Source organism: Idiomarina sp. UBA3162, from assembly GCF_002364475.1.
Classification (GTDB): Bacteria; Pseudomonadota; Gammaproteobacteria; order Enterobacterales; family Alteromonadaceae; genus Idiomarina.
The window spans coordinates 18,357-36,296 of the sequence record NZ_DEYI01000077.1 but is presented as its reverse complement, the minus strand read 5'-3'; the positions used below and the strand labels follow the sequence as shown (position 1 = coordinate 36,296).

Annotated in this window: 20 protein-coding genes; 2 read left to right on the top strand and 18 right to left on the bottom strand. The window is 47.3% G+C overall.

The annotated features are described in order from the left end of the window. Positions 1 to 294, top strand: a 294-nt coding sequence (locus B2X00_RS10015; RefSeq protein WP_290487405.1) for a hypothetical protein, incomplete at its 5' end; no start/stop codon positions are given. Between the two features lie 54 nt (positions 295 to 348). On the opposite strand, the gene pssA is transcribed toward B2X00_RS10015, so the two are convergent. The 4 genes from pssA to rluD form a co-directional block, all read right to left on the bottom strand. After that, on the bottom strand, positions 349 to 1,185 hold the full coding sequence (gene pssA, locus B2X00_RS10010; RefSeq protein WP_290487404.1) for a CDP-diacylglycerol--serine O-phosphatidyltransferase: 837 nt from the start codon (positions 1,183 to 1,185) through the stop codon (positions 349 to 351). 155 nt (positions 1,186 to 1,340) lie between these two features. Then, positions 1,341 to 3,911, bottom strand: a complete 2,571-nt coding sequence (clpB, locus tag B2X00_RS10005) for an ATP-dependent chaperone ClpB (protein WP_290487403.1) — start codon at positions 3,909 to 3,911, stop codon at positions 1,341 to 1,343. 71 nt (positions 3,912 to 3,982) lie between these two features. Beyond that, positions 3,983 to 4,684 (bottom strand): peptidoglycan editing factor PgeF, encoded by a 702-nt coding sequence (gene pgeF / locus B2X00_RS10000; RefSeq protein WP_290487402.1) that lies wholly within the window; start codon positions 4,682 to 4,684, stop codon positions 3,983 to 3,985. After that, a complete protein-coding gene (rluD, locus tag B2X00_RS09995; RefSeq protein ID WP_290487401.1) occupies positions 4,656 to 5,624 on the bottom strand; it encodes a 23S rRNA pseudouridine(1911/1915/1917) synthase RluD in 969 nt (322 codons plus the stop codon). Before rluD ends, pgeF begins: the two co-directional genes overlap by 29 nt. Positions 5,625 to 5,770: 146 nt before the next feature. Here rluD and B2X00_RS09990 point away from each other — a divergent pair, with 146 nt between their 5' ends. Next, positions 5,771 to 6,529, top strand: coding sequence for an outer membrane protein assembly factor BamD (locus B2X00_RS09990; protein WP_290487400.1), 759 nt, complete (start codon positions 5,771 to 5,773; stop codon positions 6,527 to 6,529). A 15-nt stretch (positions 6,530 to 6,544) separates the two neighbouring features. Here B2X00_RS09990 and glnB read toward each other — a convergent pair whose 3' ends face one another. The 14 genes from glnB to B2X00_RS09920 form a co-directional block, all read right to left on the bottom strand. After that, positions 6,545 to 6,883, bottom strand: coding sequence for a nitrogen regulatory protein P-II (gene glnB, locus B2X00_RS09985; protein WP_071464027.1), 339 nt, complete (start codon positions 6,881 to 6,883; stop codon positions 6,545 to 6,547). 12 nt (positions 6,884 to 6,895) lie between these two features. After that, positions 6,896 to 8,533 (bottom strand): NAD+ synthase, encoded by a 1,638-nt coding sequence (locus tag B2X00_RS09980; RefSeq protein WP_290487399.1) that lies wholly within the window; start codon positions 8,531 to 8,533, stop codon positions 6,896 to 6,898. 84 nt (positions 8,534 to 8,617) lie between these two features. Then, a complete protein-coding gene (gene flhB / locus B2X00_RS09975; RefSeq protein ID WP_071464029.1) occupies positions 8,618 to 9,745 on the bottom strand; it encodes a flagellar biosynthesis protein FlhB in 1,128 nt (375 codons plus the stop codon). 8 nt (positions 9,746 to 9,753) lie between these two features. After that, a complete protein-coding gene (gene fliR / locus B2X00_RS09970) occupies positions 9,754 to 10,536 on the bottom strand; it encodes a flagellar biosynthetic protein FliR (protein ID WP_071464030.1) in 783 nt (260 codons plus the stop codon). Between the two features lies 1 nt (position 10,537). Continuing rightward, a complete protein-coding gene (gene fliQ, locus B2X00_RS09965; RefSeq protein ID WP_071464031.1) occupies positions 10,538 to 10,807 on the bottom strand; it encodes a flagellar biosynthesis protein FliQ in 270 nt (89 codons plus the stop codon). A gap of 8 nt (positions 10,808 to 10,815) precedes the next feature. Beyond that, positions 10,816 to 11,565, bottom strand: coding sequence for a flagellar type III secretion system pore protein FliP (gene fliP, locus B2X00_RS09960; protein ID WP_290487398.1), 750 nt, complete (start codon positions 11,563 to 11,565; stop codon positions 10,816 to 10,818). Further along, positions 11,562 to 11,924 carry a flagellar biosynthetic protein FliO gene (fliO, locus tag B2X00_RS09955; RefSeq protein WP_290487397.1) on the bottom strand — a complete coding sequence of 121 codons (363 nt, stop codon included), beginning with the start codon at positions 11,922 to 11,924 and terminating at the stop codon, positions 11,562 to 11,564. Before fliO ends, fliP begins: the two co-directional genes overlap by 4 nt. After that, positions 11,884 to 12,306: a flagellar motor switch protein FliN gene (fliN, locus tag B2X00_RS09950; RefSeq protein WP_290487396.1), complete on the bottom strand. Its 423-nt coding sequence runs from the start codon at positions 12,304 to 12,306 to the stop codon at positions 11,884 to 11,886. Before fliN ends, fliO begins: the two co-directional genes overlap by 41 nt. A gap of 32 nt (positions 12,307 to 12,338) precedes the next feature. Continuing rightward, a complete protein-coding gene (fliM, locus tag B2X00_RS09945) occupies positions 12,339 to 13,403 on the bottom strand; it encodes a flagellar motor switch protein FliM (protein ID WP_290487395.1) in 1,065 nt (354 codons plus the stop codon). A gap of 16 nt (positions 13,404 to 13,419) precedes the next feature. Then, entirely contained in the window at positions 13,420 to 13,953 is a 534-nt protein-coding gene (gene fliL / locus B2X00_RS09940) for a flagellar basal body-associated protein FliL (protein WP_290487394.1), read from the bottom strand. A 70-nt stretch (positions 13,954 to 14,023) separates the two neighbouring features. Further along, the gene (locus B2X00_RS09935; protein ID WP_290487393.1) at positions 14,024 to 15,796 is read right to left on the bottom strand and encodes a flagellar hook-length control protein FliK; all 1,773 of its coding nucleotides are present in this window, start codon (positions 15,794 to 15,796) and stop codon (positions 14,024 to 14,026) included. 79 nt (positions 15,797 to 15,875) lie between these two features. Continuing rightward, positions 15,876 to 16,331, bottom strand: coding sequence for a flagellar export protein FliJ (gene fliJ / locus B2X00_RS09930; protein ID WP_290487392.1), 456 nt, complete (start codon positions 16,329 to 16,331; stop codon positions 15,876 to 15,878). Positions 16,332 to 16,342: 11 nt separating this feature from the next. After that, a complete protein-coding gene (gene fliI / locus B2X00_RS09925; protein ID WP_290487391.1) occupies positions 16,343 to 17,680 on the bottom strand; it encodes a flagellar protein export ATPase FliI in 1,338 nt (445 codons plus the stop codon). Further along, the coding region (locus tag B2X00_RS09920) for a FliH/SctL family protein (protein ID WP_290487390.1) at positions 17,677 to 17,940 on the bottom strand (264 nt) is incomplete at its 5' end. The genes fliI and B2X00_RS09920, both read right to left, overlap by 4 nt.

Below are 17,940 nucleotides of genomic sequence, written 5' to 3'. Positions count from 1 at the left end.
TCAAACTCTTCAATTAAAAAGTTCAATCAACTCAATGAATTACGTGTGCTTGCTACCTCAGTAGCTAGACACTCATTCAAAAGTTGCAATATTTTTTGTTGCTTACTTTTGCAAGTGCCCACACAGTTTGCTTGGCTTGATAATTTGTTAAAGAGCGTTGCTTCGTTCCCGAAGCAGGGATGCGTATTCTACATCCCTTTGCCAGCGCGTCAAGTACTTTTTTCAACTCGTTTTGCTGGCCGTCATCACTTCCGCTTTCGCGCCTTTCTCTGTGACAACGGCGGCGAATTATAGAGATCCTATTCGCACTTGCAAGCACTTTTTTGAAATTAATTTCTAACTGGTTAGTTATTGTTCATCCTGGTTATTCTTTGAGCTTTTTTCCTGTTTTTCCTCTTTGAACTCAGCGTCGTCGTCCTCATTATCACCCACTACGTGTTCAAGCTTCAGCTTGTTTACACTGCGAATAGTCAATATAGGTCCCGACAGCGCGTATAAGAAGAAGATACCGAATAGTACTAATGAAGGCTGAGTCGCAACCACGACAAATGCCAATACGATAACTAAAATAACAACAAACGAAACTTTACCTTTCCAATCGACATCCTTGAACGAGTGATATCGGAAGTTAGTTACCATTAGCAAGCCAGCTGCTATCGTGACGATGGCGGCGAACCCACCTAAGTCATCGCCCGAAATGCCATACTCCGTACCAACCCAAACTAACCCTGCTACCACAGAGGCGGCACTTGGAATTGCCAACCCTTGAAAGTAACGTTTATCAGCCGTACCAATATTGGTATTAAAACGCGCCAATCGTAACGCACCACAAGCAACAAATATAAATGCCGCGAGCCAACCTAATTTACCTAGATCGGCTAACGCATAGTTATACATAACTAACGCGGGAGCCATACCAAAGGATACAATATCGGCCATACTATCGTACTCAGCACCGAAATCACTTTCAGTTTGTGTCATCCGCGCGACCCGACCATCAAGGCCGTCAAAGATCATTGCAATAAAGATAGCTACGGCCGCTTCGATATAACGCTCATTCATCGATGCGATGATCGCATAGAAACCTGAGAACAACCCTGCGGTAGTAAATAAATTAGGTAACAAATAAATACCACGTCGTTTCTGTGAGCTCTGGCTTTCTACCTTACCCGACTCGTTAGCCATGTTTATTATTCCTCTTAGGTACTAAAAAAGTTAACTCTTAATTGAGTTTAGCACAGCGCAATCAAGGGTTGAAAACGCTTTAAAATACTATGAACAAAAAAGGAGGGAAATTTTCCCCTCCTTCTTCACTACACAACTGATGGCTCAGCGCGCGATTAATTAATAACGATTCGGTTATCCGCCACATCAACGTGGATCGCGTCACCGGCTTTAAAGTCCCCGGCCAATATCCGCTGCGCTAACGGGTTTTCAAGCTCGTGTTGGATAGCGCGCTTCAACGGTCGTGCACCAAATACCGGGTCAAACCCAGCGGAGGCGATAAAGTCGAGTGCCTCATCCGTTAACTCAATCGTCAAGTCACGTTCATCCAAGCGTGCATATAACCGTTTCAGTTGCGCTTCTGCAATTGATCGAATTTCCTCACGTCCTAATGGATGGAACACAACTGTCTCATCAACTCGGTTGATAAATTCAGGACGGAAGTGGCGACTCAACACATCCATCACCATCGCCTTCATTTCATCATAGGTATTATCGGCAGCATGCTCTTGGATAAGATCAGACCCGAGGTTCGAGGTCATAATAATTACCGTATTCTTAAAATCTACGGTGCGACCTTGACCATCAGTCAGCCTGCCATCATCAAGCACTTGCAATAAAATATTGAAAACATCAGGATGCGCTTTTTCAACCTCATCCAATAAAATGACAGAATAAGGTTTACGACGGACAGCCTCAGTAAGATAGCCACCTTCTTCATAACCCACATAACCGGGAGGGGCGCCAACTAATCTCGCTACCGAATGCTTTTCCATAAACTCCGACATGTCGATACGTACCATCGCGTCGTCAGTATCAAACATGAAGTTTGCTAAGGCTTTAGATAGCTCAGTTTTACCTACACCCGTTGGGCCAAGGAACAAGAACGAACCGATAGGACGGTTGGGGTCACCCAAGCCCGCTCGCGACCGACGAATGGCATTAGCAACAGCATCAACGGCCTCGTTTTGACCAACCACACGCTTGTGCAATAGCGTCTCCATCTGCACTAACTTTTCACGCTCTCCTTCCAACATCTTACTGACAGGGATGCCGGTCCAGCGCGATAGTACATCTGCAATTTCTTCATCAGTTACGCGATTTTTTAACAAGCTCATATCTTGCATCTCGGCTTGCAGAGCCAAATCTAACTGACGCTCTAATTCCGGAATACGACCATACTGCAATTCAGACATGCGGTTTAGGTCACCCGCTCGACGGGCTATATCCATTTCCGTCCGTGCCTGATCAAGCTGTGCTTTAATATGTTGCGTGCCTTGTACAGCCGCTTTCTCAGAATTCCACACCTCTTCAAGCTCGCCATACTTTTTCTCAAGCTCTGCGAGTTCATCGTGCAAATGATCGAGTCGTTTTTTACTCGCATCATCCTTTTCTTTCTGCAACGCCTGGCGCTCCAGTTTCAATTGGATAATGCGACGCTCTAATCGGTCCAAATCCTCTGGCTTAGAATCAATTTGCATGCGAATACTTGACGCCGCCTCATCAATAAGATCAATGGCTTTGTCAGGTAATTTTCGATCACTGATATATCGATGTGATAAAGATGCAGCCGCTACGATGGCAGGATCGGTAATCTCAACCGAGTGGTGAATTTCATACCGTTCTTTCAATCCACGTAAAATCGCAATGGTGTCCTCAACAGTCGGCTCGTCAACAAGTACTTTCTGGAAACGACGCTCAAGCGCTGCATCCTTCTCTATATATTGACGATACTCATCTAACGTCGTCGCGCCTACACAGTGAAGTTCACCGCGTGCCAGAGCGGGTTTCAGCATATTGCCGGCATCCATTGCACCATCGGCCTTACCTGCACCAACCATAGTGTGAAGTTCATCAATGAATAGAATAACCCGACCTTCTTCCTTAGACAGCTCGTTTAGTACCGCTTTGAGTCGTTCTTCAAACTCGCCGCGGAATTTTGCTCCCGCAAGCAATGCACCTAAATCGAGCGATAGTACGCGTTTATTCTTCAGCCCCTCGGGTACTTCGGCATTGATAATGCGCTGTGCTAATCCCTCAACAATAGCTGTCTTACCCACACCGGGTTCACCAATCAAAACGGGGTTATTTTTTGTGCGGCGTTGCAATACTTGAATGGTGCGACGAATTTCTTCATCGCGACCAATCACAGGATCCAATTTTCCTTGTGCTGCACGTTCGGTAAGATCAATCGTGTACTTATCAAGCGCCTGACGCTTTTCCTCAGCATTAGGGTCATCAACGTTCTGGCCATCACGAATGTCATTAATGGCCTTTTCTAGCGCATCTTTTTTGATACCTAGTTTTTTAAACAATTCGCCAAGCGGGCCTTTGTCTTCGGTTGCGGCTAACAAGAATAGCTCTGACGAAATATAGGCATCTTTGCGTTGCTGAGCATATTTATCACACAGGTTGAGTAATCTAGCGGTTGCTTGTGATAACTGAACTTCACCCTCAGCGCCTTGGACTTCAGGTAATTTGTCAAGTAGCTGACCTAGCTCCGAACGGAACTGGCTGATATTGGCGCCAATAATAGTGAATAGAGGGCGCACCGATCCCCCCGCTTGGTCCATAAGTGCCTGCATTAAATGGGCGGGTTCGATAAATTGATGATCTCGGCCTAACGCTAAAGACTGTGCATCAGCAATGGCCATTTGAAATTTAGTAGTGAATTTATCGTGTCTCATACTTACTTCCTGAGTTAACTTTCTCTTAAAGTAAATATGGGTACTTTTTCGACACTTTCAAGTGATACAGATCAAGTTCGCCAGATTAAAGAGGCCATTCGGGCAGGCTCTTGCGCTCGTCGCCAAGAATACCAAGTCGCAGCGTCATTAAAGCTACACCAACCACTTAAAGTGACATCTTGAACGCCAACGTTAAGCAGGCGCTGTTTGGCAATGCCTGCTAAGTCCGCAAGCCATTTACCCTCGCCGTCGTCCGCAAAATAAGCCGCGCAGCTGGCATCGCCGTTTAACAATGCTGTGCGCACCTCATCACCCACTTGAAACGCAGATTGACTGATAGCGGGTCCAATCCATACACGTACATTTGCAGGATTAACTGCCATCGCTTCTAAAGTATTCTCTACAACACCATGAGCTAAGCCGCGCCAACCCGCATGAACTGCAGCAATTTTTTGGCCGTCACCTGTACACATTAGTAAGGGAAGACAGTCTGCGGTAAGTACTGCGCAAATACTTGCTTTCGCCGACCACACCGCATCACTCGGTTGCGTGAGCTCATCAAGCTGAGACACATTGGTGGTGTGCTGCTGTTGAAGCCAGCGCACGTAAAAAGGCACGTTGAGTTGTCGACGAAGTTGCTCCCGACGCCTTATTACCGCAGCGGGGTCATCCCCTACATGCGCGGCGAGGTTACCCATGGCACGTGTGGTAACCGCCGCCGAAACACCTGAAGGTAAATCCCAATCAGGGGTGAGAATGCGCTTCAAGGTCATCTTTCATACTTTGAATCAAAGCGACGAAGTCATCAGGACGTGGGGCTTCAAAACTCATCCACTCACCTGTTATTGGGTGATGCAGTGAAAGCTTTGCGGCGTGCAAGGCCTGTCGATTAAATCCACGTAGAGAAGATAAAAACTCATCACTCGCTTGCTTGGGTGGGCGTGGGCGCCCGCCGTAAGTCAAATCCCCCACTAAAGGATGACGGATGTGCGACATATGAACACGAATTTGGTGTGTTCTACCACTTTCTAAACGTAAGCGTAGTAACGTATGAGCACGAAAGCGTTCCATAACCCGATAATGAGTGACGGCGGGCTTACCCGAACTAACAACAGCCATATGCGTTCGTTTTGTCGGGTGGCGACCGATGGGTTCGTCAACCATACCGCCCGCTGTCATCACACCATTACACACGGCCTCATATTCACGAGTAATCTCGCGTTTCTGCATCATATCGACCAGCTGGGTCTGTGCTGGGATGTTACGAGCAACCACCATCAAACCTGTGGTGTCCTTATCCAACCGATGGATAATGCCTGCTCGAGGAACATGGTCAATATCAGGATCGTAGTGCAACAAACCATTTAGCAGAGTGCCATCAGGTGCACCTGCACCTGGATGAACCACCAAACCTGCCGGTTTATTGATGATTAAAATGTCATCATCTTCATAAACAATATCGAGCTCGATAGGCTGCGCTTGATAACGCTCCTCGCGCTCAAGCTCAGCATCGATAGCAACCAGCGCGCCAAGCTCGAGTTTCTCACGCGGCTTTTCAATGACCTGTGCATCGACAGAGACTTTGCCCTCTGTAATCCACTTTTTCATGCGTGAACGTGAATAATCTGGGAACAACTCAGCCAATATCTGGTCTAAACGCTTCCCCGCGAGGGATTCAGGCACGATGGCCTCTAGTTGAATAGTTTCATTCATAAATTTTTTTCGACTGTCAAAGAGTATTGTGCTGGGTTAGAATGCGGATCATGTATTAATTATGATAGTGTAACTTGTTACACTGAACTTTGCACAGGCAAAACACCGCTTATCTAAGTGACTGACTCTAAAAAACCTGAGGTGTTATGAAACGTCGTATCCTAATTTTAACTGCCGCAGTCGGATTAAGTCTGGCAGGATGCTCGTCAACTGATGAGGAGCAAAGCGAGCTCAAGTACACGCAAGTCGAGCTGATGTACCAATCAGCGCAAGAGCAAATGTCCTTAGGGAACTTTACCCAAGCGCAAGAAGAGCTTTCGCAAATTAATTCGCGTTATCCGTTTGGTCCATTTGCCCATCAGGTTCAACTTGATCTGATTTATCTCAATTACAAACTCGATAATACTGACAAGGCATTGGCAGCCATCGACCGCTTCATCAGCTTGAACCCAAATCATAAAGATGTGGACTATGCGCTGTATATGCGTGGATTAACGAATCAACGTGCTGAGTACAATGCGATTCACGAGTTTGCTGGAGTTGATCGCTCTGACCGCGATTCAACCATGGCGAAAGAAGCATTCAAAGACTTTGCCGAACTGTTGCGTAAGTACCCAGATAGTAAATACGCGGCTGATGCGAAAAAACGCATGATATCAATCAAGAGTCGTTTGGCGAAAAAAGAACTCGCAGTGGCTGAATATTATATGAAACGCCAAGCGTACCTTGCTGCCGCAAACCGCGGACGTTACGTTGTGGAAAACTTTGAGAGTACACCTGAAGTAGAAAATGCGTTAGCCATTATGGTCGAATGCTATGACCAGCTTGAATTAGAAGAACTCAAACAAGATGCACTTATGGTGCTAAGAAGTAACTTTCCTAATAACGAGCTTGTCAGTAATTAAAAAGTTGCGAGCAGGTTAAACCGCCTGCTCGTTTTCTTCTCCGGTACGAATACGGATAACCCGCTCGATATCGGAAATAAAGATCTTCCCATCACCGATCTTACCTGTTTGTGCCGTCTCCATAATGGCTTCGATACACCGCTCAACTTCAGTATCAGCAACCACGACTTCCAGTTTTACTTTAGGTAAAAAGTCCACCATGTACTCAGCACCACGATAAAGCTCCGTGTGCCCCTTCTGGCGTCCAAAGCCCTTTACTTCGGATACCGTCATACCTGCAATTCCAACTTCAGATAATGCTTCTCGCACGTCATCAAGTTTAAATGGTTTTATAATTGCTTCGACCTTTTTCATGGTCACTCCAATTTAGTTTTGGCGTTCTAATTCGTAGCGGTAATGACTGGTTATTGGATACCGTCTATCACGCCCAAAATTACGCGCTGTGATTTTTGGCCCTACAGCCGCTTGGCGACGCTTATATTCATTGATATCAACGAGCTTGAGGGCTCTACGTACATCGCTTTCCTCGAATCCCGCGGCAATAATATCAGTGGGCGACCAGTCCTGTTCTACGTACAGCGAAAGGATGCGGTCAAGATCACTATAATCGGGCAATGAGTCGCTGTCGACCTGATCTGGAGCTAGCTCTGCTGAAGGTGGGCGCTCAATAACACGCTCGGGAATGCAGGCAGACCGCGTATTTCTGTACGCAGAAAGTTGATAAACTAAGGTTTTTGGTACATCTTTGATCGGTGCAAAACCACCACACATGTCGCCATAAAGTGTTGCATAACCTACAGCCACCTCGCTTTTATTACCTGTCGTCAACACTAACGCACCGGTTTTGTTCGATAACGCCATCAACAGTACACCGCGGCATCGCGACTGCAGGTTTTCTTCGGTGGTATCTGTCGCCATGCCATCAAAAAATGGAGTTAATTGCCCCATAAACGCATCAAACATAGGCTCAATAGGTACCACATCGTATTTAACACCCAGTGTTTTAGCCTGTTGCTCGGCATCTTCTAAACTCATATTAGAAGTGTATTTAAATGGCATCATTACAGCTTGCACACGGTCAGCACCCAAAGCATCTGTCGCAATCGCAAGCGTTAACGCTGAATCGATTCCACCCGATAGGCCTAACAACACCTTTTTAAAGCCATTTTTATTAACGTAGTCGCGCACCGACAACACTAATGCGTCATATACGTGCGCCAAACGTAGTTCACTATCTTCACCGGCGTGAGGAGGGAATGCTTCACAACTGAGCGTATCTTTATTCAGTTTTAGCGTCGCCAACGTGCTCTCACAGTGAGGCAGCTCAGCTACTAGCTTGCCTTCCTTATCCATCACCATGGAGTGGCCGTCAAAGATCAGCTCGTCTTGACCACCACAATTATTTAAATACGCAATCGGAAAGCCGTGTTCGGCGACACGTTGCCTTAACACCGATAGCCGCTGGTCATGTTTATCTATTTCATAGGGGGACGCGTTTACCGATAGTACCAAGTCCAGTTGGTCGCCCGCCAAACGACTTAACGGTTGGGGGTGCCATAAATCTTCACAGATCATTAGTCCAATGCGATAGCCTTGCCATTCAAAGACTTGCCCTTCATCTCCCGGAACAAAGTAACGCTGCTCATCAAAAACTCCGGTATTCGGTAACCGCTGCTTTTTGTAGCGCAACAAGCATTCGCCGCGGTGCAACACCGAGACGACATTAAACAGCTGCTCGCCGACCTTACTTGGATGACCAACAATCACAACACAATCTGATGCCGCAGCACTAATCTGCTCAACCGCGTTATCAACAGTCTCCTGATGATCCGCTCGAAGTAGCAAGTCTTCTGGTGGATAGCCTGTAATAGCCAGCTCAGGAAACACGATGATATCGTGCTTATGGCTTTGCTCAGCAACGGTTTTAAGTATCAGACTGGTGTTGCTATGAAGCGCACCGACAGTAAAATCTAATTGTGCCATGCACAATGACAGCTCAGACATAGTGTTTGATCCAGCGTTACAGTACCAAAAATACAGGGGGCGAATAGTATAGCAGCGGCGGTTTTTTGGCAAATAACCGGCCGATCAGTGGCGCAAATCCTCGGGAATCGGCCCGTCGGTATTCGGCTTTTTCGGCCGCTTCGCCTGACCTTGCTTAAACATCTTAAGCTGATAAACGTATGCCAAGACTTGCGCAACAGCGACAAATAAACCGCGTGGAATTTCGGCTTCAAGTTCAGTGGTATGATAAATCGAACGAGCGAGTGCAGGTGAAGCGACGAGAGGCACATCATATTCCAATGCGATTTCGCGTATTTTAGCCGCCGTTTCATCCGTACCCTTAGCCAAAAGAATCGGTGCTTGGCTACCATTTTCCTCGTATTTAATCGCTACGGCAAAATGTGTCGGGTTAGTAACGACAACATCGGCTTTCGGTACTTCCTGCATCATCCTGCGATTTGCCATTTCCATTTGTAGGCGACGAATTCGACCCTTAACCTCTGGACTCCCCTCTGAATCCTTATGCTCATCTTTCACTTCTTGTTTAGTCATACGTAGGTCTTTGTTGTGTTTCCACAACTGAAACGGCGCATCAATCACCACGATCAGAAACATTGAGCAGCAAATTAATAAGAACATCCACATCAAGATATCAAGGGCGTTCTCTATCATATTTGGCATTTGCCCCATAGATATTTGTAAGATATTTTCAAACTGCCAACTCAGAAGCAAAAAGGCACTTACCGCGACCACAGCAAATTTCGCAATGCCCTTCACCAATTCAATGAGCGCTTGGGTACCGAACATCCGCTTAAAGCCGTTCAATGGATTCATCCGCGAGAACTTAGGTGCCATCGCTTTCCAAGAAAAGTTGATACCACCTAACCAACTATTACCTAAAAAGGTGAAAACGGTAATGAATGCGAAGATAATGATTACAGGCCAGATTATATGCTCAAACCCTATCGCGAGGGCCTTATAGATTTGTGTAGTGTCAAATGCTTGTCGTCTTTCCAGGGTAAACATATCTCTGAATAGACTACGCGCCCCCGAATACAATGACTCGCCAAACCAAAAGAACGCAACCGCCGCGCTAACCAGCACAAATGCCGTACCCATCTCTTTTGATCGGGCAACTTGCCCCTTTTCTCGGGCCTCTCGTTTTCGTTTCTCTGTGGGTTCCTCTGTGCGTTCTTGATCTGTCTCAGCCATCCATTACCTCAGCACTGACTACCAATCACGTTACACATAACACCAATGGCTTCCTGCCACTGATTCTCGAAATGAAAAATGAAGCCGCCCATCGTCAACCACAGTACGATCAAACCACTCACCATAGTGATAGGAAAGCCGATAGCGAAAATATTCAATTGGGGCGCAGCCCGCGTCATGATACCAAACGACAAGTTAATAAGAAGTAGTGCAATAATACCTGATAACATCGCTGTGAGTGCCGCGGAGAACATAGCACTGCCCCAGTCGGCAATCATTCTGAAAGCGTCGGCATCTAAGCCGGTCATCGCCACAGGCACAGAGTCAAAGCTGGCGACAACCATTTGAATCATCAACAAATGCCCATCTAAGGCTAGAAAGATCAGACTCGCTAACATTAAGAAAAACTGTGCGATCACGGGGACCTGCTGGCCGTTGGTCGGGTCCACCATGGAAGCGAAACCCAAACCAATCTGCATTGCGATAATTTGTCCACCCAGCACAAATGTTTGCAAAAATAGCAATGACAATAGCCCCAGAGCTACGCCAATCACAATTTGTTGAGCAGTGACCACCATACCGCCCACCGAAAACATCTCAACGCCGGGATTGACTTCAGGTAACGCTGGGGAGATGGCGAATACGATAGCGATCGACAGTAATACCTTAATACGCGCATTCACCAATGTACCTGAGAATAAGGCCATGCTCATGATCATTGATGAAACCCGGGTGAGCGGCCACAAGTGTTGTTGCAACCACTCCATCAACACCTGAGTCACGAGATCCATCTTAGCCAACCACTTGCGGTATACGGTTATACATTTCGATCGTAAAATCCATCAACAACCCCACGATAAAATGACCGCCCAGACCAATAACCGCTAATGTCACCAAAAGTCGTGGCAAAAAGCTTAAGGTTTGTTCATTGATGGAGGTCGCCGCCTGAAATACCGCAACGAGTAAACCCACCAGCAAACTCGGCACGATAATAAAAGCCACGATAATAACAATGACCTTTAATGCCTCTTGAAACACATCGAGAAATACTTCAGGGGACATTTTGCCTCCTAGACACCAAAACTGCCCGCAAGCGTGCTCATAGTTAAGTTCCAACCGTCGACTAAAACAAACAACATTAGTTTGAACGGCAGCGATACAATCATGGGTGACAACATCATCATACCCATGGCCATCAATACACTCGCGACCACCAAATCGATAATCAAAAACGGAATGAACAGCATGAACCCAATTTGGAACGCGGTTTTGAGTTCCGACGTAATAAACGAGGGAATCAATATCGACATAGGCGTATCTTGTGGGCTTTGAATATCTGTTTCACCAGCGATGTCAGCAAAAGTTTGAATGTCCGTGACTCGTGTTTGTGCCAACATAAATGCTTTCAGCGGTGCTGTCGCACGATCCACCGCTTCCATCGACGTCACTTCTTCATTTAAATAAGGTTGCAGGGCTTTATCGTTGATCTCATTAAGCACGGGGCTCATGATAAAGAAAGTGAGAAATAGCGTGATACCTATGAGTACTTGGTTTGACGGAGACTGTTGCAGACCAATCGCTTGTCGTAATATCGCGAGTACCACAATAATGCGAGTAAACGATGTCATCATGATAACCATCGCCGGAATAAACGTCAGCGCCGTCATGATGGCTAGAATTTGCAGCGTAACCGAATATTCCTCGCTGCCATCGGGGTTGGTTTTTACAGTAACCGCTGAGATATCTTGCATCGCGTGAGCGATATCGGGAATAGCCAGCGCAAGCAAGGCTAAACATCCCAAGAGAAGCTTTATTTTCATTGTTTTTCTTCTCCCAATACAAAGTCGTCGGGGAGTTCTTTTAAACACTCTACCCGCTCAGGTGTGATACCCAATAGAAACTTTTTATCGCCAATTTGCACCACACTAATGCGCTCTTTAGGACCTAAAGAAAGGGTCCCCATGAGCTTCATTCCTTTAGTTCCCTGAAACTTCACGTTGAAGCGCTTTAATACAGCGGCGAGTCCGATAATGACAACAATGACCGCAATCAACGCAACCAACATTGAGGCAATATCTTTACCTCCAATCGGTGAGGTCGCTTGTTCTACTTGGGCAACCGCAGGGCTGACCCAAAGACTAGCGAAGCTTACGAATGCGCTCGATTTGACTGATAACATCGGTGAGTCGAATCCCAAATTTATCGTTAACTACAACAACCTCGCCATGAGCGATCAAGGTTCCATTGACCAATACATCCAGCGGCTCACCCGCCACACGTTCGAGCTCCACCACCGAACCTTGGTTCAACTGCAGTAAATTTCGGATACTAATTTGGCTTCGCCCTACCTCCATGGAAATAGTGACAGGTATATCCAAAATCGCATCTAACTTACGCTTATCATCGTCGTCTAAATTTTCAGCGCTTAACTCTTCGAGCTCAGCGGTACGAACAGCTTCTTCATCGGCATTCGTACTTTCCTCGCCATCGCCGTCTTCAGAAGCTGCTTGTTCAGCCATAGCCGCTTCCCAATCATCCATTTCGTTGTCTTTATTACTCATTGCTATTCCTCAACTCAGTCAAATACTGAATGCTATAAATCGATATCTTCTTCAAGCTGACGCAATTCTGCGTCCCCGCCTATCCGGCGTCCACCTCGAGTCAACATATGGATGTCAGACTTAACGGTCTCTGGGCGCCTAATTTTGTCTGATATTTTCAGCGCAATATTGTCGCGCGATCGACCCATTTTGGCGTGGAAGGTTGGCAGATCCTCGATGAACACCGTCAAGTTATCCGGCACTTCAAGCGGGATAATGTCACCTTCAGCGAAGTCCATCACTTCTCGCAGCGTTACATCAACATCCGCTAACTTAGCCACCATTTCCACCGGCACATCCATAATCTCATCACGCAGCGCCTTGCTCCAACGCATGTCGGTATCTTCTTTGTCCGACTGAACGCCTGCATCCAGCAACTCACGAATAGGTTCGAGCATGGAGTACGGTAAAGCAATGTGGAAATCGCCACCGCCACCATCAAGCTCAATATGGAATGAACTAATAACAATCACTTCGGTGGGAGAGACGATGTTGGCCATCGCCGGGTTGACTTCCGAGTCGAGGTACTCGAAACCGACATCCATCACCGGCGCCCACGCTTCTTTATAATCTTCAAAAATGAGTTTCAACAACATTTGAATAATGCGTCGTTCAGTCGGGGTAAACTCGCGGCCCTCAATTTTTGCATGATACCGACCATCGCCGCCAAAAAAATTATCCACCAAAATGAAAACTAAACGTGCTTCCATAGTGATCAACGCGGTACCTTTAAGAGGACGAAAACGCACCATGTTCAAGCTCGTAGGCACGAACAAGGTATGCACGTACTCACCAAACTTAAGCATCTGCACGCCGTTTATCGAGACTTCAGCGGTGCGCCGCATCATATTAAATAGACTCACACGCATGTGTCTGGCAAATCGTTCGTTGACGATTTCCAGTGTTGGCATGCGACCACGAACAATTCGATCTTGCGATGAAAAGTCATAATCTAATGCTTCTGATGCGGCATTCGAGGATTCAACATCTTCCTCTTCGACGTCATCAACTCCATGCAGGAGCGCATCAATCTCGTCTTGTGATAGTAAATCGCTCAAAACACTGCTCGCTCTTTTATTGCATGACCAGACCGGTAAATAACACTTTCTCGACCAAGCCCTGTCCTGTGACACTTTCAAGCGCTGAACGCACTTGTTGTAAGGCAAGCTCTCGAATACGTTGCTTACCCTCAGCTGTTCTTAACTCATCGGCGGTAGAAGAACTAAAAACTTCGTGCAAGGTTCCCTCAATAAGCGGAATGTGCCGCTTAGTCAGCTCTTCACTTTGTTCGCCGCGAACCATTAATTGCACACTAATCTGCACCGTGCGTTCACGCGCATCACCGGGCACGATAAAAACAAAGGGGCGTGGCATGCCGACATAAAGCGCGTTGCCGACTTGCGCCGTCTCTTCAGCGCTCTGTGAGGCCGGCGCTTCGGCCGTGCTCGCTTGTGGCGTACTTGCAGGCTGATCATCGCCCAGCATCAACCAAACGACGACAACGACGATAATTACAAGCACCGCGCCAGCACCACCCATAATGAGCCATTTTTTCTTGCCAGAAGTGGTTTGCTCCTGATCTTCTACTTGATTATCTTCTTCCGCCATGAGGCCACCTTGAATGAGCCATTAATCAATAACGAGCACTATATATCGAAATAGGGCTAGGTTTCATCCCTTACACATAGAAATCGAGTCGACCTTGCGCAAGAAAATCGTCGACGGTTGCCTCCATTTGCGTTACTGAGTCATCAGCTGTACCGCTTCCTCCCTGAGCTGTTCTGCTACTAGCGCCGTCGCCACGTTCGCCTTGCTGCTCGCTGACACTACTTTCTGCCAGGTTCAAACCTTGTTGCTCAAGCATTTCTCGAAGCCGAGGCATGGTTTGGTCGATCGCATCACGTGCTTGGGTAGACTGAACTTGGAATTGCACCGTGGTCTGATCGCCTTGAGTATGAATTCTCACGTGCATCGATCCCAACTCGGGCGGGTCAAGGCGAATATCAGCGCGCTGAATATTCTTCGACACCATCATTTGAATTCGCTCTTGCATCTTTTGCGCCGCGTCTTGCTGCTGCAGATCGAGCGGTTTATCGATCGCACTTTGTGCTTGCGCTACTGACATCCCATCAATTTTGGTGAGCGTCTGCTGAGTTTGTGTTACCGCACTTACATGGTTTGGCGACTGCTGTGTTTGGTGCGTAGAAGCGGTGTTGTCCGCGACGTTAGATGATTGGCCTAACGTCGCGGAGATATGACTCTCGCTAGCTCGCGGATTGCTATTCCCATTGTCCGTAGTGGCTTTCAGTTCTTCCTTTACCATCTTAGCAATCGTGCTTTGATCTGCCGACGGCTTGGTATCTTCATTCTTACCCTGTTGCGGCTTACTCGTGTCGACATCGCTCGCACTTAAACTTGGCGATCCGACGGTTGGCGACTTCGCGTCACCCGAACTACGTTCGCTTACCGCTTTTTGAGCTTGAAATGTAGGCGCAGCGACGGCTACAAGACTGACTTTATTGTCAGTTTGTCTTAGATTCGATTGATATTTTTCAACCCAGGCAACCATTGCCTGGCGCTGACTTGCGTCAAACGGCTTATTATCAGTTAATAATGCTTTTACGTGAGCCATTCCCTCATCAAGCGAGGCGTCAGGATGGGTCTGGCGAAACTGGTTAAGTTGTTCACGCAACCAAGCGCGCTGCTGCGCATCTAACTTAGGCAAATCGAGTTCGCTAACTGCCTCAGGCGCTTTTTGCTGGTTCGATAACACCTGCTCTACTTCGGTCCACTGCTCAGCGATTTGTGGTTTAATGACTTCACTTTCAAAACTGTTGAGCTGTGCCAGTAAGTCGTCACTCGCTTTATCAAGCTGTGAAATAGGGAGACTCCCGCGTTGTTCAGCGTCGGCAATCAATTGCCGCATTGAGCCGACTTGCTCAACCAAGCTATCCAGTGCTTGCTGTTGCTCTAACGTCAACTCGCTGTCAGCCGATTGGTTTTGCGCTAATTCAGCATCGAGTTTTTCCAGCCATTGCGCCATTTCATCAAGCATCGCCTTGTGTTCTGCATCAAGTTCGACACTACCTTCGGCTTCGTCGCCAATCGCTTCATCACTCGTCAGCAGTTCGCGCATGCCCTCGATCGAGTCAATCCACTGACCGGTCTCAGATGCCTTTTTAGGTCTGTCTGCAAGCTGTTCGCTGAGTGTTGATTGGGGTAACTCATTAGTTTGTTCGGGACGGTCAAACCGTTTCTGCGCGCCATCAACTGAGATCGATTGACGGGCAAACAATTGCCGCTGGGACTGCTCCTGTTGCGGTGATTGCATTAACGCTGCGAACTCACGGCCATTCGTTTCGATCATTTCAACGTCGCTAAAACTACCTGCGGTGTCATTCTTTACTGGCGAGCCTTGTGCATTTGCGGCTACTTGCATGATGTTGGGCATAGTGTGTCACCTATTCGGCAGAGCATAGTAATTTGACGCTTCTGCTACTTTGATTCGATTACACTAATCAAAGCAATATTTATACCAACCTTGAACGTTTTCCTCGTATAAAGCGCTGAGTCGAAAAGTCATCCAAATTCTTTTGCTCTTTTCGAGCACGGGTGCGCTCGGCTGCGCGCTTTTTATTCTCAATCAATAGTTCAATCGATTCAGCTTTACGGCGTTGCGCCAGCCATTGCTGTTTACGTTGTTCGACTACTTGATTTAGCTGCTGAATCATTTGATGCAGTTGTTCAACCCCTTCATCGAGCTTGCCGACAAAGGCATGATACTGACCAAACTGAATCGACTGAATTCCGCCCGTCCCGCGGGCATGCAATTGATTGAGGTAATCTAAGCGATATTGCACCAAGCCATCGAGCCGCTGTTGTTCACTAAGTAACTGTTGCTTAGCTTGACCAAAATGCTGCGCTAACTTATCAGTGCGCTGCTGCTCCAACTCTAATAGCATTTCTAATTGCGAAAGCTCGGCCATTACGTAAACTCCTAGCGGTTAATAAACGCGCGTTGGGTGAGTTGTTGCAACTTCACTAAGCTTTCATCGTAGCTAATGACCTCATTCATTCTTTGTGTCAAAAAGTTCTCTACTTGCGGCTGCATTGCAATAGCTTCATCTATTTTGGAGTCGGAGCCTTTGTTGTAGGCACCTATCGATATCAAGTCACGATTTCTACGATAGGATGAATACCATTGTCGGACCTTCGTTGCGCGCTGTAGATGTTCCTCAGAAACCACTTGTGGCATGACACGGCTAATCGAAGCTTCAATATCAATAGCGGGATAATGCCCAGAGTCCGCCAATTCACGATTGAGAACAATATGGCCATCAAGGATCGCACGTGCTGAGTCAGCAATGGGATCTTGCAAATCGTCGCCTTCTGTCAGTACTGTATAAAACGCAGTAATAGAACCTTGCGTACCACCACCGTTACCGGCACGCTCAACAAGCGCGGGTAAGCGTGCAAATACCGAGGGGGGATAACCTTTCGTAGCGGGCGGCTCGCCGACTGCCAGCGCGATCTCTCGTTGTGCCATTGCATAGCGAGTCAGCGAATCCATCAACAACAATACGTTAAGCCCCTGATCGCGAAAATACTCAGCAACTTTAGCTGCTGTTTCACAACCGCGTAAGCGTAATAAGGGCGATTGATCGGCTGGAGACGCGACTACCACGGCCTTCTGTAGACCTTCTTCCCCCAGAATCTCATCAATAAATTCTTTAACCTCACGACCCCGTTCACCTATGAGCCCGACGACGATGACGTCGGCGTTGGTTCCTTTGGTCATCATACCTAATAACACACTTTTACCGACGCCACTGCCAGCAAATAATCCCATACGTTGACCTTGACCCACCGTAATGCAGGCGTTAATGGCATTAACCCCTACATCCAGAGGTGACTTAACGGGGCGGCGATTCAACGGGTTTATTGGTAGGCTACGATACGCTTTGTGATTATCAGTTAATACAGGTCCCTTGCCATCAAGCGGATGACCGCGCGCATCGATTACCCGTCCGAGTAACTCCAGTCCAAGTGGTAACTGTTCAGTGCGCGTCAAGGGTTTGACTTTAGCGCCGGGGACAACACCATGAGAATCATCCATCGGCATCAGATAACTGGTTTGTCCTTCAAAGCCAACCACCTCCGCTTCTATCTCACCATGCGCTGACTCAACGGCACAAGTCGCCCCAATCGGGGCACGCACACCAACCGCCTCAAACATCAAGCCGACAACCCGCGTTAAGTAGCCAGACACCAATACGGGGGCCGGTCTAACACGCTTATTTAAGGTAGTGAAGTATTCCGTCAGCACCTCGCTCATGACGATCCCTGCAACTTTTCAAAAATCAGGTCAATACGGCTCGATAACGAGTAGTCAACGCTCGAACTCTCGGTCGTCACACGACACCCGCCGCGTTCGAGCAGTTCATCTTTACTTAGCAGCCAACCTTTTTCTTTCAGATGCTCTTCACCTAGACTGACTTGAATAAGCTCAAGATCCTCTGGGTTTAAGTGGATGATGACGCGCTGATCAGTGACAGGCAGTACCTCTAACGCTTGCTGAAATGCTTTCTTAATAAT